The organism is Sphingobium sp. FG11 (genome assembly GCF_057809915.1).
The window spans coordinates 33,840-57,883 of sequence record NZ_JBMDKW010000008.1; the positions used below are offsets into that span (position 1 = coordinate 33,840).

Annotated in this window: 28 protein-coding genes; 12 read left to right on the forward strand and 16 right to left on the reverse strand. The window is 64.7% G+C overall.

Translation table 11 applies throughout. From position 1 onward, the window contains the following. Nucleotides 1-3 precede the first annotated feature (3 nt). Nucleotides 4-801 carry a TrmH family RNA methyltransferase gene (locus tag ACODSN_RS08860; RefSeq protein WP_489054722.1) on the reverse strand — a complete coding sequence of 266 codons (798 nt, stop codon included), beginning with the start codon at nt 799-801 and terminating at the stop codon, nt 4-6. Nucleotides 802-887: 86 nt separating this feature from the next. Next, nucleotides 888-1,781, reverse strand: a complete 894-nt coding sequence (locus ACODSN_RS08865; protein ID WP_489054724.1) for a diacylglycerol/lipid kinase family protein — start codon at nt 1,779-1,781, stop codon at nt 888-890. Nucleotides 1,782-1,852: 71 nt separating this feature from the next. On the opposite strand from ACODSN_RS08865, the gene ACODSN_RS08870 reads away from it, so the two are divergent. Next, entirely contained in the window at nt 1,853-2,737 is an 885-nt protein-coding gene (locus tag ACODSN_RS08870) for a metallophosphoesterase family protein (protein WP_489054726.1), read from the forward strand. On the opposite strand, the gene ACODSN_RS08875 is transcribed toward ACODSN_RS08870, so the two are convergent. From ACODSN_RS08875 to ACODSN_RS08900, 6 genes are all read right to left on the reverse strand, one after another. Beyond that, a complete protein-coding gene (locus ACODSN_RS08875) occupies nt 2,738-3,010 on the reverse strand; it encodes an HPr family phosphocarrier protein (RefSeq protein ID WP_489054728.1) in 273 nt (90 codons plus the stop codon). Continuing rightward, complete coding sequence (locus ACODSN_RS08880) at nt 3,007-3,411, reverse strand: PTS sugar transporter subunit IIA (protein ID WP_340231060.1); 405 nt, start codon at nt 3,409-3,411, stop codon at nt 3,007-3,009. Before ACODSN_RS08880 ends, ACODSN_RS08875 begins: the two co-directional genes overlap by 4 nt. Nucleotides 3,412-3,433: 22 nt before the next feature. Further along, nucleotides 3,434-4,372: an RNase adapter RapZ gene (gene rapZ / locus ACODSN_RS08885; protein ID WP_489054730.1), complete on the reverse strand. Its 939-nt coding sequence runs from the start codon at nt 4,370-4,372 to the stop codon at nt 3,434-3,436. After that, nucleotides 4,369-4,800: an HPr kinase/phosphorylase gene (locus ACODSN_RS08890; RefSeq protein WP_489054732.1), complete on the reverse strand. Its 432-nt coding sequence runs from the start codon at nt 4,798-4,800 to the stop codon at nt 4,369-4,371. Before ACODSN_RS08890 ends, rapZ begins: the two co-directional genes overlap by 4 nt. Nucleotides 4,801-4,896: 96 nt before the next feature. Next, the gene (locus ACODSN_RS08895; RefSeq protein WP_489054733.1) at nt 4,897-6,489 is read right to left on the reverse strand and encodes a sensor histidine kinase; all 1,593 of its coding nucleotides are present in this window, start codon (nt 6,487-6,489) and stop codon (nt 4,897-4,899) included. Then, the gene (locus ACODSN_RS08900; RefSeq protein ID WP_489054734.1) at nt 6,458-7,162 is read right to left on the reverse strand and encodes a response regulator; all 705 of its coding nucleotides are present in this window, start codon (nt 7,160-7,162) and stop codon (nt 6,458-6,460) included. The genes ACODSN_RS08895 and ACODSN_RS08900 overlap by 32 nt, the downstream gene beginning before the upstream one ends. A gap of 141 nt (nt 7,163-7,303) precedes the next feature. Between ACODSN_RS08900 and ACODSN_RS08905 the strand changes: the two genes are divergently transcribed. Continuing rightward, nucleotides 7,304-7,615 carry a hypothetical protein gene (locus ACODSN_RS08905; protein ID WP_489054735.1) on the forward strand — a complete coding sequence of 104 codons (312 nt, stop codon included), beginning with the start codon at nt 7,304-7,306 and terminating at the stop codon, nt 7,613-7,615. A 255-nt stretch (nt 7,616-7,870) separates the two neighbouring features. Then, a complete protein-coding gene (locus ACODSN_RS08910; RefSeq protein WP_489054737.1) occupies nt 7,871-8,689 on the forward strand; it encodes a ferredoxin--NADP reductase in 819 nt (272 codons plus the stop codon). Between the two features lie 23 nt (nt 8,690-8,712). Here ACODSN_RS08910 and ACODSN_RS08915 read toward each other — a convergent pair whose 3' ends face one another. Genes ACODSN_RS08915 through ACODSN_RS08925 form a run of 3 tightly spaced genes read right to left on the reverse strand, consistent with a single transcriptional unit; the run spans nt 8,713 to nt 10,778 of the window. Next, nucleotides 8,713-9,276, reverse strand: coding sequence for a nuclear transport factor 2 family protein (locus ACODSN_RS08915; RefSeq protein WP_489054738.1), 564 nt, complete (start codon nt 9,274-9,276; stop codon nt 8,713-8,715). Nucleotides 9,277-9,325: 49 nt separating this feature from the next. Beyond that, nucleotides 9,326-9,772 (reverse strand): NfeD family protein, encoded by a 447-nt coding sequence (locus ACODSN_RS08920; RefSeq protein WP_489054740.1) that lies wholly within the window; start codon nt 9,770-9,772, stop codon nt 9,326-9,328. A 34-nt stretch (nt 9,773-9,806) separates the two neighbouring features. Beyond that, nucleotides 9,807-10,778, reverse strand: coding sequence for an SPFH domain-containing protein (locus ACODSN_RS08925; RefSeq protein ID WP_489054741.1), 972 nt, complete (start codon nt 10,776-10,778; stop codon nt 9,807-9,809). 77 nt (nt 10,779-10,855) lie between these two features. Between ACODSN_RS08925 and ACODSN_RS08930 the strand changes: the two genes are divergently transcribed. Then, nucleotides 10,856-11,671 (forward strand): HpcH/HpaI aldolase/citrate lyase family protein, encoded by an 816-nt coding sequence (locus ACODSN_RS08930; RefSeq protein ID WP_489054743.1) that lies wholly within the window; start codon nt 10,856-10,858, stop codon nt 11,669-11,671. On the opposite strand, the gene ACODSN_RS08935 is transcribed toward ACODSN_RS08930, so the two are convergent. Both ACODSN_RS08935 and ubiG read right to left on the reverse strand, forming a co-directional pair. After that, the gene (locus ACODSN_RS08935; RefSeq protein WP_489054744.1) at nt 11,668-12,063 is read right to left on the reverse strand and encodes a polyketide cyclase; all 396 of its coding nucleotides are present in this window, start codon (nt 12,061-12,063) and stop codon (nt 11,668-11,670) included. The two genes, ACODSN_RS08930 and ACODSN_RS08935, sit on opposite strands and share 4 nt — an antisense overlap. 8 nt (nt 12,064-12,071) lie before the next feature. Continuing rightward, the gene (gene ubiG, locus ACODSN_RS08940) at nt 12,072-12,812 is read right to left on the reverse strand and encodes a bifunctional 2-polyprenyl-6-hydroxyphenol methylase/3-demethylubiquinol 3-O-methyltransferase UbiG (protein ID WP_489054746.1); all 741 of its coding nucleotides are present in this window, start codon (nt 12,810-12,812) and stop codon (nt 12,072-12,074) included. Between the two features lie 79 nt (nt 12,813-12,891). On the opposite strand from ubiG, the gene ACODSN_RS08945 reads away from it, so the two are divergent. The 3 genes from ACODSN_RS08945 to ACODSN_RS08955 all read left to right on the forward strand — a co-directional run bounded on the left by ACODSN_RS08945 (nt 12,892) and on the right by ACODSN_RS08955 (nt 16,137). Then, nucleotides 12,892-14,157: an aspartate kinase gene (locus tag ACODSN_RS08945; RefSeq protein ID WP_489054872.1), complete on the forward strand. Its 1,266-nt coding sequence runs from the start codon at nt 12,892-12,894 to the stop codon at nt 14,155-14,157. 117 nt (nt 14,158-14,274) lie between these two features. Further along, the gene (locus tag ACODSN_RS08950) at nt 14,275-15,288 is read left to right on the forward strand and encodes an NAD(P)H-dependent flavin oxidoreductase (protein WP_489054748.1); all 1,014 of its coding nucleotides are present in this window, start codon (nt 14,275-14,277) and stop codon (nt 15,286-15,288) included. Nucleotides 15,289-15,369: 81 nt separating this feature from the next. Further along, nucleotides 15,370-16,137, forward strand: coding sequence for a hypothetical protein (locus tag ACODSN_RS08955; protein ID WP_489054749.1), 768 nt, complete (start codon nt 15,370-15,372; stop codon nt 16,135-16,137). Here the strand turns inward: ACODSN_RS08955 and ACODSN_RS08960 are convergent. After that, complete coding sequence (locus ACODSN_RS08960) at nt 16,134-16,808, reverse strand: winged helix-turn-helix transcriptional regulator (protein ID WP_489054750.1); 675 nt, start codon at nt 16,806-16,808, stop codon at nt 16,134-16,136. The two genes, ACODSN_RS08955 and ACODSN_RS08960, sit on opposite strands and share 4 nt — an antisense overlap. A 110-nt stretch (nt 16,809-16,918) precedes the next feature. Between ACODSN_RS08960 and ACODSN_RS08965 the strand changes: the two genes are divergently transcribed. The 4 genes from ACODSN_RS08965 to ACODSN_RS08980 are packed head-to-tail and all read left to right on the forward strand — an operon-like array spanning nt 16,919 to nt 19,069. After that, nucleotides 16,919-17,278, forward strand: coding sequence for a DUF1428 domain-containing protein (locus tag ACODSN_RS08965; RefSeq protein ID WP_489054752.1), 360 nt, complete (start codon nt 16,919-16,921; stop codon nt 17,276-17,278). Nucleotides 17,279-17,298: 20 nt separating this feature from the next. Beyond that, nucleotides 17,299-18,111: a VOC family protein gene (locus ACODSN_RS08970; RefSeq protein ID WP_489054873.1), complete on the forward strand. Its 813-nt coding sequence runs from the start codon at nt 17,299-17,301 to the stop codon at nt 18,109-18,111. After that, on the forward strand, nt 18,111-18,602 hold the full coding sequence (locus ACODSN_RS08975) for a VOC family protein (RefSeq protein WP_489054875.1): 492 nt from the start codon (nt 18,111-18,113) through the stop codon (nt 18,600-18,602). Before ACODSN_RS08970 ends, ACODSN_RS08975 begins: the two co-directional genes overlap by 1 nt. Further along, a complete protein-coding gene (locus ACODSN_RS08980) occupies nt 18,599-19,069 on the forward strand; it encodes an SRPBCC domain-containing protein (RefSeq protein WP_489054754.1) in 471 nt (156 codons plus the stop codon). The genes ACODSN_RS08975 and ACODSN_RS08980 overlap by 4 nt, the downstream gene beginning before the upstream one ends. 58 nt (nt 19,070-19,127) lie before the next feature. Here the strand turns inward: ACODSN_RS08980 and ACODSN_RS08985 are convergent, their stop codons facing one another. Together ACODSN_RS08985 and ACODSN_RS08990 are read right to left on the reverse strand one after the other, a co-directional pair. Then, entirely contained in the window at nt 19,128-20,291 is a 1,164-nt protein-coding gene (locus ACODSN_RS08985; protein ID WP_489054756.1) for a pyridoxal phosphate-dependent aminotransferase, read from the reverse strand. Nucleotides 20,292-20,418: 127 nt separating this feature from the next. Then, nucleotides 20,419-21,576, reverse strand: coding sequence for a pyridoxal phosphate-dependent aminotransferase (locus tag ACODSN_RS08990; protein WP_489054758.1), 1,158 nt, complete (start codon nt 21,574-21,576; stop codon nt 20,419-20,421). 158 nt (nt 21,577-21,734) lie between these two features. Here ACODSN_RS08990 and ptsP point away from each other — a divergent pair, with 158 nt between their 5' ends. Continuing rightward, a complete protein-coding gene (ptsP, locus tag ACODSN_RS08995; RefSeq protein WP_489054759.1) occupies nt 21,735-24,008 on the forward strand; it encodes a phosphoenolpyruvate--protein phosphotransferase in 2,274 nt (757 codons plus the stop codon). Nucleotides 24,009-24,044: the final 36 nt, after the last annotated feature.

The window sequence follows — 24,044 nt, forward strand, 5'->3', positions numbered from 1 at the left end:
CGTCTATCTCTTTCGTTTCTGGTTCAGCAATTCATAGGCCATGACGGCGCAGGCGACCGCTGCGTTCAGGCTGTCCGCCTTGCCGAGCATGGGCATTTTGACCAGTTGGTCGCATTCCGCCTCATAGTCGGCGGGCAGCCCCTGCGCTTCATTGCCGACCAGCAGGAAAGACGGGCTGGCGTAGCGCGGCTCCTGATAATCCTGCGACGCCTTGAGGCTGGTGCCGATCAGCTCGCCGGGGCCGCCGCGCAGCCAGGGCAGAAATTCGTCCCAGCGCGCCTGCGTGATCGACTGGGTGAACAGGGCGCCCATGCTGGCGCGCACCGATTCGACCGAGAAGGGATCGACGCAATCGTCGATAAGGATGAGGCCACCCGCGCCGACGGCGTCGCCGGTGCGCAATATCGTGCCGAGATTACCGGGATCACGCAGCGATTGCGCGACGATCCAGATGTCTGCCTTGCCCCGGTCGAGCGCCGCGAGCGGGATCAGCCGGTCGCGATAGACGCCGACGACCGCCTGCGCATTATCCTTGCCGGAGATTTTGGATAATATGTCGGGTGTGGTTTCGATCACATCGCCGCCCGTCGCTTCCATCGCCACGATCAGGTCGCGGGCGAGCGGATGGGTCGATCCGGCGTGGAACAGCATTTCGGGCAGCACGCCTTCCTCGCGCGCTTCGGTCAGAATGCGCAGCCCTTCGGCCAGGAACAGCCCTTCGGCCTTGCGATATTTCTTTTCGCGCAAGGATCGCACGCGCTTCACCAGTGGGTTGGAAAATCCGGTGATCTCGCGTGCCACGACCTGCGCCTGCCCCTTGAAGCGATCCGCCAGCGGGCGGAAGAAAGCGCTTCTCTATCGGCGGCGCGTGCAAAAAGACAGGGGGCTTAGGAAGCGGGCGCGGCGACCTCGATCGCGCGATGCGCTATCCTTGCAGTGACCGGCGTGCGCGCCAGCACTTCGCCGTCGATCGAGATTTTCTGCGCCGGATGCGTGGCGATGCGGATGCTCTGCCCGCGAAATTCCTCCGTATGAGCGTTGCGGTCGCGCAGTTTGAAGAATTTGGCATACCAGTCCCAGGCAAGGCGGGCGTGGCTGCGGCCGACGACCGCCTGCACGACCAGTTCGCCGCTGTCGACCGCCGCATCGTCCGACAATTCGACCCCGCCATGATAAGGTCCGTTGAGGATGCGGACTTCGGTCGACCACATGCGGCGTTCGCCGGTGCCGTCGTCGATCGTGAGGCGAAAGGCGCGGAAACCGATCGAGCATTTCACCGCCCACAGCAGATAGCCCGCCCGACCGAGATAGCGTTTGAGCTTGTGCGGCACGGTGTCGCCGATCATCGGCGACAGGCCGAGCGAGGCGGCGTTGACGAAATAATCATCGTCGATCAGGCCAAGGTCGATGCGGCGGCGCTGGCCATGGGCGAGCACGCCGACCGCGCCCTCCAGATCGAGCGGCAGGCCGAGTGTCCGCGCGAAACTGTTGGCGGTGCCGAGCGGCAGCACCCCGAACACGCAATCCTTGCCGACAAATTCGTCCACCGTGCCCGACATCGACCCGTCGCCGCCGCCGACGATGACCATCGGCGCGCCATCGGCGATCACGCGCCGGACGGTCGGGTTCATCTGATCGGGATCTTTGACACCATGGGCCGCGATGAGCGTGACGCCGGCCGCCTCCAGCGCCGCCTTTGCCTTTTCGAACAGAGCCTCGCCCTTGCGCGAATGCGCATTTACCACGAGAGCGGCTTGCCGGGGGAGCGATTTGGTTTCCATGCCGCAACAACTCGCGGAAACCGGCACGGGTCCCTGCGCAACCAGAAATGACGTTGGCTCGTTGGGCGGACATGGCCCGAATCGCTCATCTGTCCGACATCCACTTCGGCGCGAACGACCCCAAAATCGTTTCGGCGACCGAAGCGTGGCTGACCGAGCATCAGCCCAACCTCGTCATCATCAGCGGCGATTTTACGCAGCGTGCGCGGATCGAGCAGTTCCGCGAGGCGTCGGCCTGGCTCAACCGCTTGCGCGCGGCGGGGCACAGGCTGCTCGTCATTCCGGGCAATCACGACATTCCGCTCTACGATGTTTTTCGCCGCTTCGCCCGTCCGCTCGATCGCTACAAACGCTATATCGACAATGACCTATGCCCGTGGTTCGAAAATGACGAGGTGGCGATTCAGGGTATTAACACCGCTCGGTCGCTGACGATCAAGGACGGGCGGATCAATCACGACCAGATGCGGATGCTGCGCGAACGCTTCGCCGCCGTCAGGCCGGAGAAAACGCGGATATTGGTGACGCACCATCCGCTGTTCGCCATGCCGATCGGCAAGGGCGGCGAACTGAGCGAGGCGGTCGGCCAGCATGACGATGCGGTCAAGGCGGTGTGCGAGGCCGGCATCCACATCGCGCTCGCAGGACATTTTCACCGGACCTATGCCGAAGCGGCGGACCGGATGGTGGCCAGTGCCGGCGGGGCGCTGGTGATTCAGGCCGGCACCGCGACCTCCACCCGGCTGCGCAATGCCGAGCCGCAAAGCTTCAACTGGCTGCATGTGCGCCATCATAACGAGATAGAGTTGCAGGTGGTGGTGTGGGACGGCGCCAGCTTCCAGCGCGGCCATCATGTCGAATATCGGCGTGCGGACGAGGTTTGGGTGGCGCGGGATATGGTGGATGCGCCGATCCCCGGCAAGGCGGTGGCGGAAAAAGGCGTCCCCGGCCGGTAGCTATTCTTCGCCGAACTTGTCTTCGACCAGCGTCACCAGCTTGCCGAGCGCCATGTCCGCCTCCGGCCCCACGGCGCTGATGACGATCGAATCGCCCATCGCCGCACCGAGCATCATCAGGCCCATGATCGAGGTGCCGGTCACTTCGCTGCCATCCTTGCGCACGGTGATCTGTGCCGGAAGGCCACTTGCCAGCGTCACGAACTTGGCGCTGGCACGCGCGTGCAGGCCGCGCTTGTTGCTGATGAGGACTTCCTGGCTCAATTCATTCATGTCGTACTGCCCAACAATTCCGATGCCACGCTGATATATTTCTGCCCGGCTTCGCGTGCGGCCGCAACTGCGGCGCGCACGTCCATCACCTTGCGCGCGCTTTCCAGCCGGATCAGCATCGGCAGGTTGATGCCAGCGATCACCTCGATCTCGCCGGCTTTCAGCAGCGAGATGGCGAGGTTGGAGGGGGTGCCGCCGAACAGATCGGTCAGCAGGATGACGCCGCTGCCGTCATTGACGCGCGCGACCGCCGCCGCGATGTCGGCGCGGCGCAATTCCATATCATCCTCCGGCCCGATGCAGATCGTTCCGATCTGCTGCTGCGGTCCGACGACATGTTCCATCGCGATGACGAATTCCGTCGCCAGCGATCCGTGCGTTACGAGTACCAGTCCGATCATGTGCTTGTATGGCCCACCTGCGTCATGATGTTGCTTTCGGGCCTCCCGTTCGGCGCTTCTCCAGGGCATCCTGGGGCGCTGATTCCATATTGCGGTGCGAGACCGTGGGCGAAAAGCCCGCATCTTGCAAGCGTTTGGCGACCCGTTGCGCAACATGGACCGAACGATGCCGTCCGCCAGTGCAGCCGAAGGCCACGGTGATGTATGTCTTTCCGCTTTCGGCATAGCGCGGCAACAGCATCAGCAGCAGATCCTCGATCTTTGCCAGCGCATCCTCATAGGCCGGATCCTGCGCGATATAGGCGGCGACTTGGGGATCGAGACCTGTGAGCGGGCGCAGCGCGTCGTCCCAGTGCGGGTTCCGCAGGAATCGCATATCGAACATCAGGTCGGCGTTGCGGGGCACCCCGCGCGAAAAGCCGAAGGACAATATGGTCAGCACCGGGTCCGACAGCCGCTCGCGCGAGAAACGGTCGCGGATCGCCTGCTGGAGCGCGTTGCTGTTGAAATTGGTCGAATCGATGACCTGCGTCGCCCACCGGCGCAGCGGCTCGGTCAGTTCGCGCTCGCGGGCGATGCCGTCGACGGCGGGACGATCGAGCGCCAGCGGATGGCGGCGGCGGGTTTCGGCGAAGCGTCGTTCGAGTTCCGCGCCTGAACAGTCGAGAAACAATGTCTCGATATCGTGGCCATGGCGCTCACGCAGCGCCTTGATCCGCTGGACAATGGCGCTGGCGTCGAAACCGCGCGTGCGCGCATCGATGCCGAGCGCGAGCGGACGATCATCCTCGCCGCCATGGCCGGCGGGCAGGGGCGTGTCGAGCAGGCGGTCGAGCAACACCAGCGGGAGGTTATCGACCACCTCCCAACCGATATCCTCGAGCGTCTTGAGCGTCGTCGTCTTGCCTGCGCCCGACAGGCCCGACACGAGCAGGATGGTCTTGGGCGGGTGCGCGGTCATCGGTGATCCAGCGCGTTGAGGGCGAGCTCGACCTTGATCGGGGCGGATGCCTCCAGCGGGGCGAGTGTCACCACCGGAACGTCGATGCCGGCCACGGCGCGCGTCAGCGGATCGGCGGGCATGCGATCCACCCGGTCGGACAGATCGATCAGCAGCGCCACCGGCGCATCGACATGCGCCATGGCGACGAGGCCGATGCCGCGTACCTCCATAAGTCCGGCGATCGTCTCCGGCGCGGTCGCGATCAACCGACCATCGATGCGCTCGACCAGCGTATAATCGTCGCTGACCAATGTCGCGCCCCGGTCGATCAGGCGCAGTGCGAGGTCGGATTTGCCGATGCCGCTGACGCCGGCCAGCAGCACGGCGCGGCCGTTGATCGCCACCGTTGTCGCGTGAAGCGTTTCGGATGAAAGTGCCCGCGCCATACCCGTCAAACTTCTAGCGACTGTTGAGCGCCGTGGGAATGGCGTTGCAGGACAGGGGCAACCGGGACCGATGCTTCTGTCCCGAATGGGGATGGGCTATTCCGAAACGATGCCGGGGTCGCGCTCCACCGCCATCGGCAGGCGCATGATGAAGCTGGCACCGCTCTGCGCATCCTCGCGGTCGCCGATGCTGATCTTGCCCTGATGCCCTTCGACGATCGACCGCGCGATGGCGAGGCCGAGGCCCGAGTGCTTGCCGAACGATTCGCCTTCGGGCCGGACCGAATGGAAGCGGCGGAAAATATGCTCGCGCTCCGATTCGGGGACGCCCGGTCCTTCATCCTCGACGCTGACCAGCACTTCATGGTCCGCCACGGTCGCGACGATCTGCACCAGCCCGCCATCGGGCGAGAAGGAAATCGCATTGTCGATGAGATTGTCGAGCACGCGGAGCAAGCGCTGCTCCTCGCCCAGCACCACCGCGACATCCTTGCGCGGGCGCGCGAAGGCGAGGCGGACGCCGCGCGGCACGCCGCGCGCCTCCCGCGAGACGACCATCCGCTCGATCAGCAGGCCAAGGTCGATCGGTTCGAACCGCGTGTGCGACAGTTGCGCGTCGATGCGGGAGGCTTCGGCGATATCGGTGACGAGCCGGTCGAGCCGTCGCACATCATCCTGCGCGATCGCCATCAGTTGCGCGCGCAGGTCGGGCTGTTCGACCCGATCGAGCGAATCGAGCGCCGACCGGAGCGAGGCGATCGGGTTTTTAAGCTCATGGCTGACATCGGCGGCAAAGGCGTCGGTGGCGTCGATCCGCTGGCGCAGGGCATGGCTCATGTCCGACAGCGCGCGCGCGAGCATGCCGATCTCGTCGCGGCGATCGGGCAGGCGCGGCACCGTCACTTCGCGCGCCCGGCCGAGCCGCACCCGCACCGCCGCACGCGCCAGCCGCTGGAGCGGCTGAACGATGGTGCGGGCGAGGAACAGCGACAGCATGATCGAAGCAAGGGTGGCGACCGCGAGCACGATCCCCAGGCGAAACCGTTCCGCGCGCACGATGCGGGTGATGTCGCGGGCATTTTCCGTCGCCAGCAGGCTGGTGCCATCCTGCATCGGCATCGCCGTCGAAATGACGAAGGTGCGATCGGGGGCGTAGCGGTTCATCGTCTGCGGCTGGCCGGTGCGGCGCGCGGCCACCAGTTCGGGCCAGGCGGACGCGCGATCGACGCGCGGCTCCTCGAAATTGGGGGGGCGGTCGGCGGACACGACCCGATCCATCGCCTTGTCGAGGAAACGCGCGACATGCCGCTGCCACTCCTCTTCGGATGGGAGGCGCAGCCGATATTGCGGGGTTTCCATGGCGAAGCTGTCCGCGATCAGCCGGCCGTCCGCGGCGTAACGGCGCACCCTGTCCTCGGTCTGGCGCGCATAGTCGGCGATGAGCGCGTCCTGTCGTTCGGCCGGCACATTTTCAAGGCCGATCGCCAGCAGGCGCAGTTCGCGCGCCGATTGTTCCAGCCGCGTGTCGACGATCCGCGTACGATAGGAATCGAGATAGAAGAAGCCGCCCGCCAGCAGGGCGAGAGCAAAGACATTCACCGCCAGAATGCGCGGCGTCAGGCTGAGCTGACCCGACCAGCGCAACGGCGATGGGCCATCATTCCTCCGAGAAACGATATCCGGCGCCATATAGGGTGTCGATTGCGTTGAAATCGGAGTCTACCTCGCGGAACTTGCGCCTCAGGCGCTTGATATGACTGTCGATCGTGCGATCGTCGACATAGACATCATCCTGATAGGCGGCGTCCATCAGTTGATTGCGGTTCTTGACGACACCGGGGCGCGTCGCCAGTGTTTCGAGGATCAGAAATTCGGTGACGGTCAGCGTCACATCCTCCCCATCCCACTTCACCCGATGGCGCGGCGGGTCCATTTCCAGCCGTCCGCGCACGATCGGCTCCACGACCGGATCGTCGGGGGCCGGCGGCGTGCGGCTCACCTCGGCGCGGCGCAGGATCGCCCGGATGCGGGCGATCAGCAGCCGCTGGGAGAATGGCTTGGCGATATAGTCGTCCGCCCCCATGGCAAGGCCGAGCGCTTCGTCCAGCTCGTCGGTCTTGGAGGTCAGGAAGATGACGGGCATCTGCGCCTTCTCCCGCAACCGCCGCAGCAGTTCGATCCCGTCCATGCGCGGCATCTTGACGTCGAACACGGCAAGATCGGCCGGGTTTTCGAGCAGCGCCTTGAGCGCGGCTTCCGGGTCCGAATAGATGCGGGTGACGAAGCCTTCGGCCTGGAGCGCGATCGAAACCGATGTCAGGATATTCTTGTCGTCGTCCACCAGGGCGATGGTTGCGGTCATGCGTCCTTCCAATCCTGGCCCATGCTGGCGCCAGTCGTGCGTTAGACCAAGGGGCGCGCAGCCGCAAGGAAGTCGCCATGTCTCGCTTGGGCGCTGCGTCGGAGGATGCTATGTTGACCCGATTAGCGCGGGAGAATGGCCATGGGTATGTTTGACGATCTGGCGGGGAATTTCGGCGGCATCGGCGCGATCGCCGCCAGCATGGGATTGGAGCCGGAACAGATGCAGGCGCTGCTGGGCGAGATCAGCGCCAAGATCAGCGGCGGCGAAACCAGCGTCGCGGCGCTGGCGGAAGTCGCGGCGCAGCACGGCGTGTCAGCCGACAAATTGCAGGAACTGATGGGCCAGTTCGGCGATCCGCAGGCGATGATGGGGATGCTGAGTGGGATGTTCGACGGTGAAGGCGACCCCCTGAGCAAGCTGAGCGGGCTGGCCAAGGGGCTGTTCGGGTAAGCGCCCGCGCATCTGCCGGTTGTCGGGCCGCTTTTGGGGGCACAAGTTTTTTTCGCCTTGCCTTGGGACGGCGCAGGCGGCATGCGGCCCGCCAGAGCATTTTCAAGTTGGCCGTTCACGGTTAACGGCTCGGAAAATGCGGCATCAAAAGACCGGAGCGTTTTCATCCAATGTGAAAACGCTCAGTCTGATTATTGCGAAAGAGATGCAACTGGCCCGTTCGTGACGGGTTGGGCTTTGGCAGGAGAAAAGGTGTTGAGCGACGTGACCACCGAAAAGCCGCAGCTGGAAGCCACCGGCGCCCTGTCGGTGGAGACGGTCCTGTCCGTCCGCCATTGGAACGAGCATCTGTTCAGTTTCCGCATCACCCGGCCGGCGAGCTTCCGCTTCCGCTCGGGCGAATTCGTCATGATCGGGCTGAAGGGCGATAATGGCAAACCGCTGCTGCGCGCCTATTCGGTGGCCAGCCCGTCATGGGACGAGGAACTGGAATTCCTGTCGATCAAGGTGCAGGACGGGCCGCTGACGTCGCGGTTGCAGGCGATCGAGCCGGGCGACCAGATTTATCTGGGCCGCAAGCCTACGGGCACGCTGGTGACGGATGCGTTGCTGCCGGGCAAGCGGCTGTTCATGCTGTCGACCGGAACCGGCCTCGCGCCGTTCCTGAGCCTGTCGCGCGACCCCGATGTCTATGAATTTTACGAGCAGGTGGTCGCCATCCATTCGGTGCGCCGGGTCAGCGACCTTGCCTTCCACGAGGAACTGAGCGGCAAGCTGGCCGAAGATCCGCTGGTGTCGGAGCAGGCCGCCGGCCAGTTCCATTATGTGCCGACCGTGACGCGCGAACCGTTCGACGGGCATTGCGTGCGGATCGATGCGCTGATGGAAAGCGGCGCGCTGTTCGAAGGCATTCCGGGGGCGGCGAAGTTCGATCCCGAAACCGACCGGATCATGATGTGCGGCAGCATGGAGATGATCAAGCAGTTCGCGGCGTGGTTCGAGGAGAATGGTTTTACCGAAGGCTCCAACGCCGCGCCCGGCCAGTTCGTGATCGAGCGCGCCTTCGTCGGCTGAGGTCGGCGCGCCCGCTCCATCCGTCAGGCAGGATCGGGCGCTGACCAGGTCGGCGGCGGATTATACCCGCGCTGGGGCATGGACCGGCCCCTCACCACTTTCATGCTGGTGAAGCGCCAGCCCTCTTCGGTCCGCCGGAAATCGACAAAATAATTGCCCAGGCTCCACGCGCCGTCGACATTTTCGACGCCATAGGGGTCGGATCGCTTGGCGAGCGCGATCAGGTGCCAATGGCCACGGGCCTCATCGCCATCGACGTCGATGATCGGATTCATGACATTGTGTGAGACGTAGAGGGTCGAGCGCAATTGGTCGAACAGGGCGCGGATCGCCGCGCGGCCTTCCGCCCGGCCGATCGGCCCGCCATCGTCCCAGACTCCTTCGGGCGTAAACAGTCGTTCGGAGGGACCCATGTGGCTTGGCCCCTGTCCTTCCCAGCCGCCATCATTATAGAGGCAGTAGAGCGACATCAGCCGCTCGATATCCTGATGATCCTCGATCAGTTGCAGCCGCGCCTCGACCGTCGCGGCCGGTCTGTGCTTCAGACCGAATGAGGGGCCGGCGAAAACATTCACATCATTGGCCATTGTGGCAACCACTCCCGAGATATTGATTCCGTAGCCGCGCAGGGACAGGTTAATCCAGTTCGACCCGCAATACCGAACCATCGGCTGCGGTGATCCGCACCCTCGCGCCCACTACCGCGTCGCCGCCGCGCGCGGTCCAGACGCTGTCGCCGACTTTTACGCGGCCTTCGCCGCCCTCGATGGCTTCGACCACCGTCACGGTCTGGCCGATCAGGCGGGCGGTACGGTCATTAAGGAGGGGGTCGCTGGATGCCACCGGATTGTCGTTATACCAGCGGCGACCACCCCAGACGGCGGCGATGCACAGGGCGGCGAACAGCAGGAATTGCAGCGCGACGCCGATCGGCAGGACGAGGGCGGCGAGGCCGGTCGCGGTGGCGGCGATGGCGATCCAGATGAGGAACACGCCGGGGAGAAGGACCTCGCCGATGCCAAGCAGCGCGGCGAACACCAGCCACCACCAATGATCTTCGAGGATGGGAAGAAAGGGGGTCATGAGCAGGCGCGGGTGACAGAGGGTCGCATCACGTTCATCCCTGACTCTGGCCGAAGGGCGCGGGGCGGGGACGGGCGGGCGGCGCAGGCGGTGGCGTATCGCTGCCGAGCGCGTCCTTGGCGAGCTGGCCGATGCCGCCCAATGTGCCGATCAGCTGTGTCGCTTCCACCGGGAACAGGATTGTCTTGGCGTTGGGCGATGTCGCGAACTGGCTGACCGCCTCGGTATATTTTTGCGCGATGAAGTAGTTGAGCGCCTGCGGATTGCCGGCGGAAATGGCTTCGGACACGAGGCGGGTGGCCTTCGCTTCGGCCTCCGCCTCGCGCTCGCGGGCTTCGGCGTCGCGGAAGGCGGCTTCGCGGCGGCCTTCGGCTTGCAGGATCTGGCCCGCCTTCTCGCCCTCGGCGCGCAGGATTTCGGCGGCGCGCGCGCCTTCGGCATCGAGAATGTTGGCGCGCTTTTCACGCTCCGCCTTCATCTGGCGGCCCATCGCGTTGACGATGTCGGCGGGTGGGCGGATGTCCTTGAGTTCCACGCGGGTGATCTTGATGCCCCATGCGTTGGTGGCGTGATCGACCACCGAGAGGAGTCGGGCGTTGATCTCGTCGCGCTTCGACAGGGTTTCGTCGAGGTCCATCGATCCCATGACCGTGCGCAGGTTGGTGGTGGCGAGCTGCATGATCGCGACATAGAGTTCGCTGACTTCATAAGCGGCTTTGGCGGCGTCCAGCACCTGAAAGAACACCACGCCGTCGACCGACACCATGGCATTGTCCTTGGTGATGATCTCCTGCCCCGGAATATCGACGACCTGCTCCATCATGTTGATCTTGCGGCCCACAGCATAGAAGAAGGCGGGGTAGAAATTGAGGCCGGGGCGGGCGACTTCGGTGAAGCGGCCGAACCGCTCGATCGTATATTGATAGCCCTGCCGCACCACCTTGACGCTGACGGCGAGGTAGAACAGCACCAATATCGTGACCGTCAGTGCGAATGTCGTGATCATGCTTCTCTCCCCCGAAACGCTTGCCGACTATGCCCGCAAATCGTTAACGGGGAAAGTCATTGCCGGAGTCCTGCCCCATGTTGCTGCGCCACGCCCGATCGCTGCTGTTCCTGCCCGCGTCCAACCCCCGCGCCATCGCCAAGGCGCGGACGCTGGCGTGCGACATGGTGATGCTCGACCTGGAAGATGCGGTGCCTGACGACAAGAAGGCCGACGCGCTGGCCGGGGCGGTCGCGGCGTTGGCGGAAGGGTTCGGCGGGCGAATCGCGGCCGTGCGGATCAACATGGCGGGAACGCCCAGCCATGGCGCGGAGATGGTGGCGATGAAGAGCGCGGCGGCGGACTATGTCATACTGCCCAAGGTCGAAAATGCGCGGCAGGTGAGCGACGTGTTCAGCGTGAGCCAGAAGCCGGTGATCGCGATGATCGAAAGCGCGGTAGGGGTGCTGGCGGCGCGGGAAATTGCGGCGGCGGAAGGGACGGCGGCGCTGTTCGTGGGGACCAACGATTTGCGGCAGGATCTGGGGATTCCGGCGTCGGCGGGGCGGGGCGGGCTTTCGCTCGCGTTGCAGTCGGTTGTGCTGGCGGCGCGGGCGGCGAAGATCGCGGTGTTCGACGGCGTGTTCAACCGACTGGACGACGAGGCCGGGTTGGAAGCGGAATGTGCGGAAGGGCATGCTCTTGGCTTCGACGGCAAGACGCTGATCCACCCAGCCCAGGTGCCCGTTGCGAACGCCGTGTTCGCGCCGGATGCGCAGGCGCTGGCCGACGCGCGGCGGCTGATCGCGGCGGCTACCGGCGGGGCGGAAAGGTTCGAGGGCCGGATGATCGAGGCGATGCATGTGGAAGAAGCCAGGGCGCTGATCGCTCGGGCGGAGGCGGTGGGGATTTAACGCTCCGCCATCGCCTTCAATGCGCGTAGGTCGCGGTTGATGAGCTTGATGTCGGCGGCGAAGCGCTCATCGTCCATGTCCGGCTGGCGGAACAGGGTGAGGATGACTTCCGCACCGTCGCCATTCGCGACGACGCGCAAGGGAACATGGATCGTCTGCCCGTCGCCGGTTTCGACGATATGATCCATCACGCCATAATCGTTATGCGGGGTGAAGCGGATGCGGATCGGGCTGTCCGGGCTGTCGGCCACCCACGCGTCGCCATCGGCGCGCAGGTCCGCTTCCGACAGGCCGACCGCCCATCGCCGAAAATATTCGGGGCGCCAGATCTGGTCATAGAGCGCCCGCCATGGCCGGGCGATCGCGATGCTGAAGGAGCGGGAGGGCAACATGGTCGGTCTTAATCCTGGATGCGATGACGGGCGGTCAGCAGATAGTTGATCGCCGTGTTGGAGGACAGGACGAATCCTTTGCGCGGATCGAAGGCGAGGCCGCTGCTGTCGGTCACTTCCAGCCCGGCATCCTCCAGCAGAACGGTCAGTTCGTCGGGGGTGATGAACTTGCCCCAGTCATGCGTGTCTTTGGGGATGCCGCCGATGCTTTCGCCGACCGTAATCATGGCGAGGCGCGACAGCGGCGTACGGTTGGGAGTGGAGAGGATCATCAGGCCACCGGGCGCGAGTTTGTCCGCGAGCGCGCGGACGAAGGCGGCGGGATCGGCGACATGCTCGATTACTTCCATCGAGGTGACGAGGTCGAAGCCGCTGTCCTCCAGGCGCTCGACGGGGGTGGCGCGATAGTCGATGGTGAGGCCCTGCGGCCGGGCATGGGCCACCGCCGCGGCGATATTTTCAGGCGCGGCGTCCAGCCCCGTCACCGCCGCGCCCAGCCGCGCCAGCGGTTCGGCGAGCAGCCCCGCACCGCATCCGACATCAAGCGCGCGCTTGCCGCCAAGCGGCCGGAAACCGTGGGCGTCGCCATGCCAATGCGCGTCGATCGCGGCGCGGATATAGCGCAGCCGGACCGGGTTCAGCTTATGCAGCATCGCGCTGCTGCCCCTGGGGTCCCACCAGTCCGCCGCCATCGCGCCGAAATGCGCCGCCTCGCGCGGGTCGATCGTTGTTCCGGGGTTGCTTGCCATATCCGTTTCTACTGCTAAGAGAGCGCCGCTTTATCCTGAATAGGATATGTTCTTACCCATAGGCAGGCTCGACAAGCAAATGGCGCGCATCGTGATGAAGTTCGGCGGCACCTCCATGGCGGGGATGGAGCGGATTCGCAACGTGGCGGCGCGGGTAAAACATGTCGCGTCGCAGGGACATGAGGTTGCGGTCGTCGTATCCGCCATGGCGGGCGAGACGGATCGGCTCGTGGGCTTCTGCAAGGAAGCGTCGGCGCTCTACGATCCGGCGGAATATGATGTCGTGGTCGGGGCGGGCGAGCAGATCACCAGCGGCCTGCTGGCGATGACGCTCAAGGCCATGGATGTGGACGCGCGCAGCTGGCTCGGCTGGCAATTGCCGATCCGCACGGTCGAGGCGCATGCCAAGGCGCGGGTCGAGAGCATCGACACGATCGATCTGTTGACGGCGATGCGATCGGGCCAGGTCGCGGTAATCCCCGGATTTCAAGGCCGGATGGCCGATGGCCGGGTATCGACGCTGGGCCGGGGCGGATCGGACACTTCTGCGGTCGCGGTGGCGGCGGCGATCAAGGCCGACCGCTGCGACATCTATACCGACGTGGACGGCGTCTACACCACCGACCCGCGTATCGTGGCGCGTGCGCGCAAGCTCGACCTCGTCACCTATGAGGAGATGCTGGAGCTGGCCTCGGTCGGCGCAAAGGTGCTCCAGACCCGGTCGGTCGGCCTCGCCATGAAGGAAGGCGTCGTCGTTCAGGTGCTGTCCTCCTTCGACGACCCGACGCAACAGGACCTGCCCGGCACGCTGATCGTCAGCGAGGAGGAACTGGAAGCCAAGCTCAAGGAAGACAAGATGGAACGTCAGCTCATCACCGGCATCGCCCATGACAAGAATGAGGCGAAGATCACCGTCACCCGCGTGCCCGACCGGCCCGGCGCGGTGGCGCATATCTTTGGCCCGCTCGCGGACGCGGCGATCAATGTCGATATGATCATCCAGAATGTCGGCCGCGACAAGGGCGAGACCGACGTCACCTTCACCGTGCCCGGCGCGGACCTCGCCCGCGCGCTCGACGTGCTGGAAGCGCAGAAGGACGTGATCGGCTTCAACCGCGTGATCCCCGATACGAAGGTCGCCAAGATCAGCGTCGTGGGCGTCGGCATGAAAAGCCATGCGGGCGTCGCCAGCACGATGTTCCAGAGCCTCGCCGATCGCGGCATCAACATCCTCGCCATCTCGACCAGCGAGATCAAGGTCAGCGTGCTGATCGACGAGGACGAGACCGAACTGGCGGTGCGCGTGCTGCATACGGCCTATGGGCTGGATGCTGCCGTTTCCTGAGTTCGGCCTTTACTAAATTCGTCATTCCCGCGAAGGCGGGAATCCATTTCAGCGCCATCTTCAGCCGCAAGGTCCGGAGATGGATCCCGGCATTGGCGGGGATGACGGGACTATAGAATGACCCAAGCCAAACTCACCTCCCTCATGGCCCGTGGCGCTGCATTTTTTGGATGCGAGACGGCGATTCTGTGCGGGGCGATGAGCTGGGTGTCGGAGCGCAATCTGGTGGCCGCCATTTCCAATGCGGGCGGGTTCGGGGTGATCGCTTGTGGCGCGATGACGCCCGCGCTGCTCGATGCGGAAATTGCGGCGACGAAGGCGCTGACGACCAAGCCGTTCGGCGTGAACCTCATCACCATGCACCCGCAGCTGTTCGAGCTGATCGAGGTGTGCGCGACTCATGCGGTCGGCCATGTCGTGCTGGCTGGTGGTCTGCCGCCCAAGGGCAGCATCGAGGCGATCAAGCAGAGTGGCGCCAAGCTGATCTGCTTCGCGCCCGCGCTCTCGCTCGCCAAGAAGCTGGCGCGGTCTGGCGTCGATGCGCTGGTGATCGAGGGGATGGAAGCGGGCGGGCATATCGGCCCGGTGTCGACCAGCGTGCTGGCGCAGGAAATCCTGCCTGAAATGGCCGAGCAGCTTCCGGTGTTCGTGGCCGGCGGGATCGGCCGGGGTGAAGCGATCGCTGGCTATCTGGAAATGGGTGCGGCGGGCGTGCAATTGGGCACCCGCTTTGCGTGCGCGAGCGAAAGCATCGCCCATCCGGCGTTCAAGAAGGCGTTTTTCCGCGCATCGGCCCGCGATGCGGTGTCGAGCGTGCAGATCGACGCGCGCCTGCCGGTGATCCCGGTCCGTGCGCTAAAAAATGCGGGCATGGAAAGTTTCACCGTCAAACAGCGCGAAGTCGCCAATCTGCTGGATGACGGCGCTATCGAGATGATGGAAGCCCAGCTTCAGATCGAACATTATTGGGCGGGCGCGCTGCGCCGCGCGGTGATCGACGGCGATGTCGAGGGCGGGTCGCTGATGGCGGGCCAGTCGGTCGGCATGGTGACGAAGGAAGAGCCGGTGGCCGACATCATCGCCCAGCTCATGCACGAGGCATCCGCCGCGCTGGAGCGGCGAACCGCCTGATCGATCCCATGAACGGTTAATAGCCTGTTTCCTTGCTCTCTATTGCAGTGCAATAGGAATGGACATTGCATGGAGACTGGAATGCCCGCCGATCGACGGCTTTTCACGCGTTTTGCGCTCGCGCTGGCCCTGATGCTGGCGGCCTGTCAGCCGGCCAAGTCACCGCCGACCCCGCCGCCGCCGATTGTGCCGACCATCATGCCGCTGCCGCCGCGCGGTTCCGCGCCCGACATGATCGTGCCCGATAAGGATGAGAGCGGCCACTATGTCACGCCCAACCGCAATATGGTGGGGGAGCAGGCGCTGTGGCATGTGCGCATGGCGCTCAATGTCGCGGCGCTCGGCTGCCGCACGCCGGGTGAACCGGCCAAGGTGCAATATAACCGGATGCTGCATATCCATGTCGCGGCGCTGAAAAAGGCCAATGACACGGTCGAGGAGAGCTACAAGGCGCGCTATGGCGTCAATGCGTTTGACATGCGCGAGCGGCTCAATACCATCGTCTATAATTTCTTCTCGCTGCCGCCCGCCCAGAAGGCGTTTTGCGATGTGGCGGTCGCGACGCTGACCATCGCCAACGGGATGACGCCCGAGCAGTTGATCGACTATGCGCCCAAGGCATTGCAGGCGCTGGAAAAGCCGTTCGAGGATTTCTGGGACGAATATGCCGAATATCTGCGCAAGCTGGAGGAATGGCGCAAGCGCTTTGGCCGGCCCAGCGTGAAGGTGGAAGGATGGCATGACGAGAGTACGCCGCCGCCCGCGCCCGCGGCGCCGCATCTGCCGACCGAGCAGATGCCCGACACGCCGCCGCAGAAGCCGTCCGACATGATCCTGCTGCCGGGCTAGCTCACCGTCGACGGGGCTTTGGGGGGCAGGGGGAAGAGCGTGACGAACCTGTCCGCCAGCGCGCGGTCGCCCTCGATCGACAGGGTGTCGGCGACATCGGCGAAGCGCGCGCCGCCATAGATGACCGCCGCCAGCGCATTCTGGTCGCCGGTGAAGATGGCGTCCGCGCCATCTGCCGCGCCGCGATCGATGGTGAAATCGCCGTCGCGCAATCGCGCCAGAAATTCCTCATCGCCGAAGCGCAGGCCGATCGTGGCGTTGAGATCGCCGATCGCGCCCCGGTCGATCATCGTGCGCAGCGACAGGATCACGGACACGCGGCTCATCGGCATGCCCGGCTGCATCGTCGGCGACCGGCTGGCCCAGCGGCCGAGCGTGTTGAACAGGATTTCCGACTCCAGCCCCCAGTCGGTCAGCGCATAAATCTGGCTGGCGGCGGGCGGGGGCAGGCGGCGGCGGACGATGATGCTCGCCGCCTCCAGTTCCTCCAGCCGCTGCGTCAGCACATTGGCGCTGATTCCGGGCAGACCGGCGCGCAGATCGGTGAATCGCTTGGGTCCGAGCATCAATTCGCGCATGATCGGCATCGCCCAGCGATCGCCGATAATATCCAGCGCGTGGGCGGTGGCGCAGCCGTCCTGATACGCTCTTTTCCGGGTGCTTGAGGACATTGGTTATCTTTTCTAACTTTGAAGTTGTATTAAATAATCTTCTGCGGCACAAAGTTCAAGTGAGCGAGTCGCCTTGAAGCGACCTCCGCCATCGCGACAGGAGAGTAGCTATGACCTATATCGATGGTTTTCTGGTGCCCGTGCCCCGCGCGAAGAAGGATGCCTATCGCGCACTGGCGGAGATCGCCGGGCCGATCTGGATCGAATATGGCGCGATCGATTATGTCGAGGCGTGGGGCGACGATATTCCAACCGGCAAGACCAATGATTTCCGTACCGCCGTGATCGCGGAAGAGGATGAAGAGGTCGTCTTTTCCTGGATCATCTGGCCATCCAAAGAGGTGCGCGACGCGGGCAATGCCAAGGTGATGGCCGACCCCCGCCTGAAGATGGAGGGGCAGGACATGCCCTTTTCGGGCGCGCGCATGATCTATGGCGGCTTTACGTCGCTGGTCGCCCTCAAGGGCTGATTTTTCGCGGGAGAGCGATGATGACGGACGTGACCGGCAAATTCTTCTGGTATGAACTGATGACCAGCGATCCGCAGGGTGCGCTTGCCTTTTATGGCGATGTCGTCGGTTGGACGGCGCAGCCGTTCGGCGATGATCTGGCGGGTGATCCCTATCATGTGCTGACCGGATCGGGCGGCGGCGTCGGCGGGATCATGGCGATTCCGGCGGAGGCGAAGGATTGCGGCATGACCCCTTGGTGGGGCGGCTATATCGGATCGGCCGATGTCGATGCCGATGTCGCGCGGCTGACGGCGGGGGGCGCGAGCGTGAAGCGCGCGGCGGAGGATATACCGGGCGTCGGGCGCTTCGCCGTGATGGCCGATCCGGGCGGCGCGATCTTCATGCTGCTCAAAGGGTCCAGCCCGGACGGCTTCGCCGCGCCGCCGCCGATGGCGGCCGGCCATGTCGGCTGGCACGAGCTGTCGAGCGGCGATTATGACGCGGACCTGGGCTTTTACACCAGGCAATTCGGCTGGGTGACGGGCGACGGCATGGATATGGGGCCGATGGGCACCTATCAGCTCTGGTCGCAGGATCGCGTCGCCAGCTTTGACGCGATGACCGGCGCGATCATGCCCAAAATGCCGCAGCAGCCCGCGCCCGGTTGGCTGTTCTACTTCAACGTCGGCGATATCGATGCGGCGCATGACCGGATCGTCGCGGGCGGCGGATCCGTGACGCACGGGCCGATGGAGGTGCCGGGCGGTGCGTGGATCGTGCAGGCGATCGATCCGCAGGGCGCGGCCTTTGCCGTGGTGGGCATGCGTGCGCATCAGGGCGTGGGATCATGATCAGTCAGGTCGCCACATGTCTGTGGTTCAATGGCGAGGCCGAGGAGGCCGCGACCTTCTACACATCCTTGCTGGGCGGATCGATCGATGCGGTGACGCGCTATCAGGCGGACTCGCCCTTTCCGCCGCATTTCAAGGCGGGCACGGTGTTGCTGGTGGAGTTCACCTTGTTCGGGCAGCGCTTTCAGGGCCTGAACGGCGGGCCGCAATTTCCGCTGAGCGAGGCGGTGTCGATTTCGCTCACCTGCGCCGATCAGGCGGAACTGGACGCGCGTTTCGACGCGCTGACCGCTGACGGCGGCGTGGAACGGCCCTGCGGCTGGCTGAAGGATCGGTTCGGCATGTCCTGGCAACTGGTGCCGCAAGCGATGATCGCGATGCAGAAATCGGGCGACGCCGCCGCGATCGGGCGGATGACGGAAGCGATGATGACGATGGGCAAGCTGAACATCGCCGTGCTGGACGCCGCGTTCAGGGGAGAAGCGGCATGAGCGAGACCGACCATGAGCTATCCGTGACCTGCTTCATCGATGCGCCGCGCGATATCGTCTGGAAGGTCTGGACCGAGCGGACGGGGCAATGGTTCGCGCCCGATCCGTGGAAGGCAGAGATCATCGCGCAGGATCTGCGCCCAGGCGGGCGTTTCGCGCTGCGGATGACTGGCCCGGCGGGCGAGGATACGGGGCCGCTGGAGGGCGTGGTTCTGGAGGTCGTGCCCGGCGAGCGGATCGTGACCACCGATGCCTATCGCGCTGGATGGGAGCCGCAAAAGCCGTTCATGACGACGATATGGGCCTTTGCCGACGAGGGCGAGGGCGAGGGGACGCGCTACACCGCGACCGTGTGCCACTGGGACGCCGAGGCGAAGGCGAGTCACGAGGCGATGGGTTTCCATCCCGGCTGGGATCAGGTCGCGGCGCAGTTCAAGGCTTTGTGTGAGAGTGCGGCGCGAGGCTGATACATAAAAGGGCGCCCGGTATGGCCGGACGCCCTTTCTTGCGACCCGAGCGGTGGCGTCAGGCCTTGTAGGTCTTGTCCACAGCTGCCCGGAATTTGGCCATGTCGGCGGCCGAACCGACGGTAACGCGCGATACGGTCGGCCAGATCGGCCAGTTGCGGCCGATCTGGATATTCTCAGCCAGCAACGCGGTCTGCATTTCCTTGGCGGGCTTGGTCTTCCAGTCGACCATGAACATGTTCGCCTGGCTACCCGGATGCACCATGATACCCTTCTTGGTCAGCCATGCGATCGTCTCTTCCCGGTTGGCGATCATTTCCGCTCGGCGCGCCTTGATGAGGTCGGCCTGCGTGTAAACCGCATTGCCGCACGCCATCGCCGTGATCGATATGCCACCCGCCGCCGGGCCGAACAGCATGATGCGCTTTTGCACTTCGGGATCGGCGAAGGTGAGGCCGAGGCGCACGCCCGCCATGCCGAACAGTTTCGAAAAGGTGCGCATGACGATGAGGTCCTTGCGCCCGGCAAGGAATGTCGCCGCGCTGGGCGCACCGGAAAAGTGGAGATAGGCCTCATCCACCAGCAGCATGGCGTCGGCGGGCTTGTTGTCGAGCAGCCACTTGATGTCGGCGAGTGGCGTGACCGTGCCGGTCGGATTGTTGGGCGAGCAGATATAATAGAGACCGGCGTTGGGATTGGCGGCCAGCATCGCCTTGACATCGCTGCCCTTGCCGATGGCCTGCGGGGCCTTGGCGATGGGCGCCTTCACATAATCGGCGGTGCGCCAGGCGGATTCGAAGGTCGGATCGGCGGTGACGAGACCCTTGGTGGGCGAGCAATAGGCCGCAACGATGCTGACCAGCGGACCACCCGAACCCGGCCAGACGCGCACGGTTTCTTCCGGCAGGCCCTCGACCTTGGCGACGGTGCTGACCAGATCGCCCATATAATTGTCAGGATCATACCAATTGCCGAACGCAGCGGATTCGCGGATGGCTTCGACGCCGGCGGGGAAGGGGCCGGTCCAGCATTCATTGGCGCCGATCCGCGTCGCGCCCTTGATCCCGCGTGCAGCCTGCTGCTGCGCGAAAGCCGGGGCGGTCAGCAGTGATTGGGCGGCGGCCCCCGCGCCGATCAGGGCGGCCACCCGGCCCAGCTGGCGGCGGGAATAGCCGCGCGCGATCAGATCTTCCCGAGCGTCCTTGTCCAGCATCATGGTCATGTCGTCTGTCCCCTCAAGTACGAAAGTAAATGACTTCGCTTGGGAGAGACGAAGGGGACGGAGATTTCCGCAATGGCCGGTGGATAAATCGCTCAGCGAGCATCACCGGCCATTGCAAGGCCTACGCTTAAGCCATGCCGATCTTGTCGACCGCGGCGCAAAAAGCCTTCATTTCAGCGGTGGAACCGACCGTCACGCGCGAGACATTGGGCCAGATCGACCAGCTGCGACCGATTTGCACATTCTGCGCGAGCAGCGCGTCGAACATCGGCTTGGCCGCCATGCCCCAGTCCACCATGAACATATTGGCATGGCTGCCGGGAATGACCTTATAGCCTTTTTTCGTCAGGAAGCTGACCGCCAGTTCGCGGTTGGCGGCCATTTCGACCTGACGTCCCTTGATGAGATCGGCCTGCGCGACCGAGACCGTGCCGCAGGCGACAGCGGTCATGGGCAGGAGCGCGGTGACGAACGCACCATCATAGCGCATCATCTTTTCCATGAGCGAAGGCGCTGCGATGGTCAGGCCCAGCCGCATGCCCGCCATGCCGAACAATTTGGAAAAGGTGCGCAGCACCAGCACATCGTCGCGGGTCGCGGCGAGCTTTGCGGCGCGCGGCGTATCGGTCCAGTGGATATAGGCTTCGTCGATCACCAGCACCGCATCCTTGGGCTTGTTCGCGGCGAGCCATTCGATGTCGGCGATCGGCGTGACGGTGCCGGTCGGGTTGTTGGGCGAACAGATATAATAGACGCCCGCATTGGGGTCGGCCGCCAGCATCGCGCGGACGTCGTGGGCATAATCCTTGTTCAGGGGCACCTTCGTCACCTTCGCGCCGATCCAGTCGCCGGTCCGCCAGATCGCCTCATAGGTCGGGTTGCCGGTGACGATGCCGCGCGTGGGCGAGGCGAAGACGATGGCGACGCGGCACAACGGATCGCTGGAGCCGGGCCAGGCGGTGATATGGTCGGCCGGAATGCCCTCGACCGCGGCGACCGCGGCGAACAATTTGGCATGCTCATTGTCCGGCTCGTAGCGATTGCCTTCCTTCACCAGTTTGAACGCGGCTTCGGCGGCAACCGGGAAAGGGCCGGTCCAGCATTCGTTCGCGCCGATCTGCACCGCCCCGGCGACGGCCTTCGCCGCCTGCTGCGCACCGGCGCCGACTGTACGCATGGCGGCGGCTCCCGCGCCGAGCAACGCCGTGGCCCTGGCAAGCTGGCGGCGGGAATAGCCGCGATCGGTAAGGTCCTGGGTGAATGCACGATGCGCGGTAGTCGCCATGATCCTCAATCTCCTGACAGGCGCGGACGCGCCGTTCCGATGCACGACGAAGCTAGCGCATGTTTCCGCCACGTAAATGACCGGATCGCTGCTACCGGCATTGGATGCGGATATAATCGCGTTGGAAAGCGACCCGCCTATCTGATAGCGCGTCATTCATGCCCAGCACGCCCGCCGCCGCCGCCCGCCAGATCCTGATACGCCTCCAGGAAGTGATGGCGTCGCGCAACAGCGCACAGGCCAAGCTGAACAAGGTCGTCGAGGTGATCGGCGAATCGCTGTCGAGCGAGGTTTGTTCGATCTATCTGGTGCGTGAAGGCGTGCTGGAACTGTTCGCGACGCGGGGTTTGAGCCAGGACGCGGTGCACGTCACCCGCATGGCGATGGGCGAAGGGCTGGTCGGCCTGATCGCGACCAATGTTGAACCGCTCAATCTGGACGAGGCGGCCTCGCATCCCGACTTTTCCTATCGTCCCGAGACGGGTGAAGAGGTCTATCACAGCTTTGCCGGCGTGCCGATCGTGCGGCGCGAGCGCGCCATCGGCGTGCTGAGCGTCCAGCATGTCGAGCCGCGCAAATATGAAGAGGTGGAGATCGAGGCGCTTCAGACGGTCGCCATGGTGCTGGCCGAACTGATCGCCCATGCCGAACTGGCCGATGATTCGCCGACTGACCTGCGGGTGCAGGATACCGGGACGACCGTGCTCCACGGCTTGCAGCTCGTCATGGGCATGGCGCGGGGCCACATCGTCTTTCACCAGCCGCGCGTCCATATCGAACATACCGTCGCCGAGGATACCGAAGCCGAACGCGCGCGTGTCATTTCCGCCTTCACCAAGATGCGCGAGCAGATCGACCGGATGACGGGCACCGCCGAATTCGGGCTGGAGGGCGAGCATCAGGAGGTGCTCGAAACCTATAAGATGTTCGCCTATGACGAGGGCTGGTCGCGGCGCATCAACGAGGCGATCGAAAGCGGCCTGACCGCCGAGGCGGCAATCGAGCGGGTGCAGCAGCGCACGCGCATCCGCATGCGCCAGATCGACGATCCGCTGTTGCAGGACCGGATGCACGATCTGGAGGATCTGGCCAACCGGCTGTTGCGGATCGTATCGGGGCAGCTCGGCACGGCGGCGACCATGGGACTGCGGCAGGACGCGATCCTGATCGCGCGCAATCTGGGTCCGGCGGAACTGCTGGAATATGATCGGCGGCGCTTGAAGGGCGTGATCCTGGAGGAAGGGTCGCTCACCGCCCATGTCACGATCGTCGCGCGCGCGATGGGCGTGCCGGTGCTGGGCCGGGTGCGGGACATTCGCCATCAGGTGAACGAGGGCGATCTGGTCCTGATGGACGTGGCCGATAACCGGGTGCTGATCCGCCCGACGCCCGACATGGACGAGGCGTTCGAGAACAAGCTGCATGTGACGCAGAAGCGCCGGGCGGAATTCGCCGCTATGCGCGACCTGCCGTCGGTCACGCAGGACGGCGCGCGGATCGAACTGATGGTCAATGCCGGGCTGCGCGAGGATGCGCAGGCGCTCGACATTGTCGGCGCGGACGGCATCGGCCTGTTCCGCACCGAGTTCCAGTTTCTCGTATCGGCGACGCTGCCGCAACGGGAAAAGCAGCAGCGGCTTTACAGGGAAGTGCTGGACGCCGCGGGCGACCGGCCGGTGATTTTCCGCACCGTCGACATCGGCGGCGACAAGGCGCTGCCCTATATGCAGCGGGACGACGACGAACTGGAGGATAATCCGGCGATGGGGTGGCGCGCGCTGCGGCTGGCGCTGGACCGCGACGGGCTGATGAAGGCGCAGGCGCGCGCATTGCTGGAGGCGGCGGCGGGCAAGGTCTTGCACGTCATGTTCCCGATGGTGTCGGAGCCGTGGGAATATGAGCAGGCGCGTGCGTTGGTCGAACGCCAGCGGCAGTGGTTGCAGGAGCAGAAGAAGAAGCTGCCCGTCGCGGTGCGTTATGGCGCGATGCTGGAGGTGCCGGCGCTCGCCGAAGTGCTCGACATCCTGTTGCCCAAGCTCGATTTTCTGTCGATCGGCACCAATGACCTGACCCAGTTCCTGTTCGCGGCGGACCGCGCCCATCCCAGGCTCGCCGAACGCTATGACTGGCTGAGCATCGCCATCCTGCGCTTTCTCGACCGCGTCGTGCGGATGTGCGGCAGCTATCAGGTGCACGTGGGCGTGTGCGGCGAAATGGGCGGCCGGACGCTGGAAGCGATGGCGCTGGTGGGGCTGGGCATTCGCCGCCTGTCGATCACGCCCGCGTCGGTCGGGCCGGTCAAGGCGATGATCCGTTCGATCAACGTGGCGGAGCTTCAGACGGTGCTCGGCGCGATGCTGGCGGACGGGACGGTGGATATCCGCGCTGGCCTGACCCAATGGGCGGTCGAACGGGGCGTCGAACTTAACTGACGCGCCCGTCGCGCGTTGACAATCGCGGTCGGTCAA

Bases quoted from the DNA above. Each gene is read 5' to 3' on its own strand.
- ACODSN_RS08900 (WP_489054734.1), bottom strand. From the start codon at position 7,162: ATGACCGCAACCATCGCCCTGGTGGACGACGACAAGAATATCCTGACA.
- ACODSN_RS08935 (WP_489054744.1), bottom strand. From the start codon at position 12,063: ATGTTGCCCTCCCGCTCCTTCAGCATCGCGATCGCCCGGCCATGGCGG.
- ACODSN_RS08915 (WP_489054738.1), bottom strand. From the start codon at position 9,276: ATGGCCAATGATGTGAATGTTTTCGCCGGCCCCTCATTCGGTCTGAAG.
- ACODSN_RS08865 (WP_489054724.1), bottom strand. From the start codon at position 1,781: ATGGAAACCAAATCGCTCCCCCGGCAAGCCGCTCTCGTGGTAAATGCG.
- ACODSN_RS08880 (WP_340231060.1), bottom strand. From the start codon at position 3,411: ATGATCGGACTGGTACTCGTAACGCACGGATCGCTGGCGACGGAATTC.
- rapZ (WP_489054730.1), bottom strand. From the start codon at position 4,372: ATGACCGCGCACCCGCCCAAGACCATCCTGCTCGTGTCGGGCCTGTCG.
- ACODSN_RS08955 (WP_489054749.1), top strand. From the start codon at position 15,370: ATGCCCGCCGATCGACGGCTTTTCACGCGTTTTGCGCTCGCGCTGGCC.
- ACODSN_RS08925 (WP_489054741.1), bottom strand. From the start codon at position 10,778: ATGATCACGACATTCGCACTGACGGTCACGATATTGGTGCTGTTCTAC.
- ACODSN_RS08980 (WP_489054754.1), top strand. From the start codon at position 18,599: ATGAGCGAGACCGACCATGAGCTATCCGTGACCTGCTTCATCGATGCG.
- ACODSN_RS08990 (WP_489054758.1), bottom strand. From the start codon at position 21,576: ATGGCGACTACCGCGCATCGTGCATTCACCCAGGACCTTACCGATCGC.
- ACODSN_RS08870 (WP_489054726.1), top strand. From the start codon at position 1,853: ATGGCCCGAATCGCTCATCTGTCCGACATCCACTTCGGCGCGAACGAC.
- ACODSN_RS08970 (WP_489054873.1), top strand. From the start codon at position 17,299: ATGACGGACGTGACCGGCAAATTCTTCTGGTATGAACTGATGACCAGC.
- ACODSN_RS08965 (WP_489054752.1), top strand. From the start codon at position 16,919: ATGACCTATATCGATGGTTTTCTGGTGCCCGTGCCCCGCGCGAAGAAG.
- ACODSN_RS08890 (WP_489054732.1), bottom strand. From the start codon at position 4,800: ATGGCGCGGGCACTTTCATCCGAAACGCTTCACGCGACAACGGTGGCG.
- ACODSN_RS08895 (WP_489054733.1), bottom strand. From the start codon at position 6,489: ATGGCGCCGGATATCGTTTCTCGGAGGAATGATGGCCCATCGCCGTTG.
- ACODSN_RS08875 (WP_489054728.1), bottom strand. From the start codon at position 3,010: ATGAATGAATTGAGCCAGGAAGTCCTCATCAGCAACAAGCGCGGCCTG.
- ACODSN_RS08920 (WP_489054740.1), bottom strand. From the start codon at position 9,772: ATGACCCCCTTTCTTCCCATCCTCGAAGATCATTGGTGGTGGCTGGTG.
- ACODSN_RS08930 (WP_489054743.1), top strand. From the start codon at position 10,856: ATGTTGCTGCGCCACGCCCGATCGCTGCTGTTCCTGCCCGCGTCCAAC.
- ptsP (WP_489054759.1), top strand. From the start codon at position 21,735: ATGCCCAGCACGCCCGCCGCCGCCGCCCGCCAGATCCTGATACGCCTC.
- ubiG (WP_489054746.1), bottom strand. From the start codon at position 12,812: ATGGCAAGCAACCCCGGAACAACGATCGACCCGCGCGAGGCGGCGCAT.
- ACODSN_RS08945 (WP_489054872.1), top strand. From the start codon at position 12,892: ATGGCGCGCATCGTGATGAAGTTCGGCGGCACCTCCATGGCGGGGATG.
- ACODSN_RS08950 (WP_489054748.1), top strand. From the start codon at position 14,275: ATGACCCAAGCCAAACTCACCTCCCTCATGGCCCGTGGCGCTGCATTT.
- ACODSN_RS08905 (WP_489054735.1), top strand. From the start codon at position 7,304: ATGGGTATGTTTGACGATCTGGCGGGGAATTTCGGCGGCATCGGCGCG.
- ACODSN_RS08960 (WP_489054750.1), bottom strand. From the start codon at position 16,808: ATGTCCTCAAGCACCCGGAAAAGAGCGTATCAGGACGGCTGCGCCACC.
- ACODSN_RS08985 (WP_489054756.1), bottom strand. From the start codon at position 20,291: ATGACCATGATGCTGGACAAGGACGCTCGGGAAGATCTGATCGCGCGC.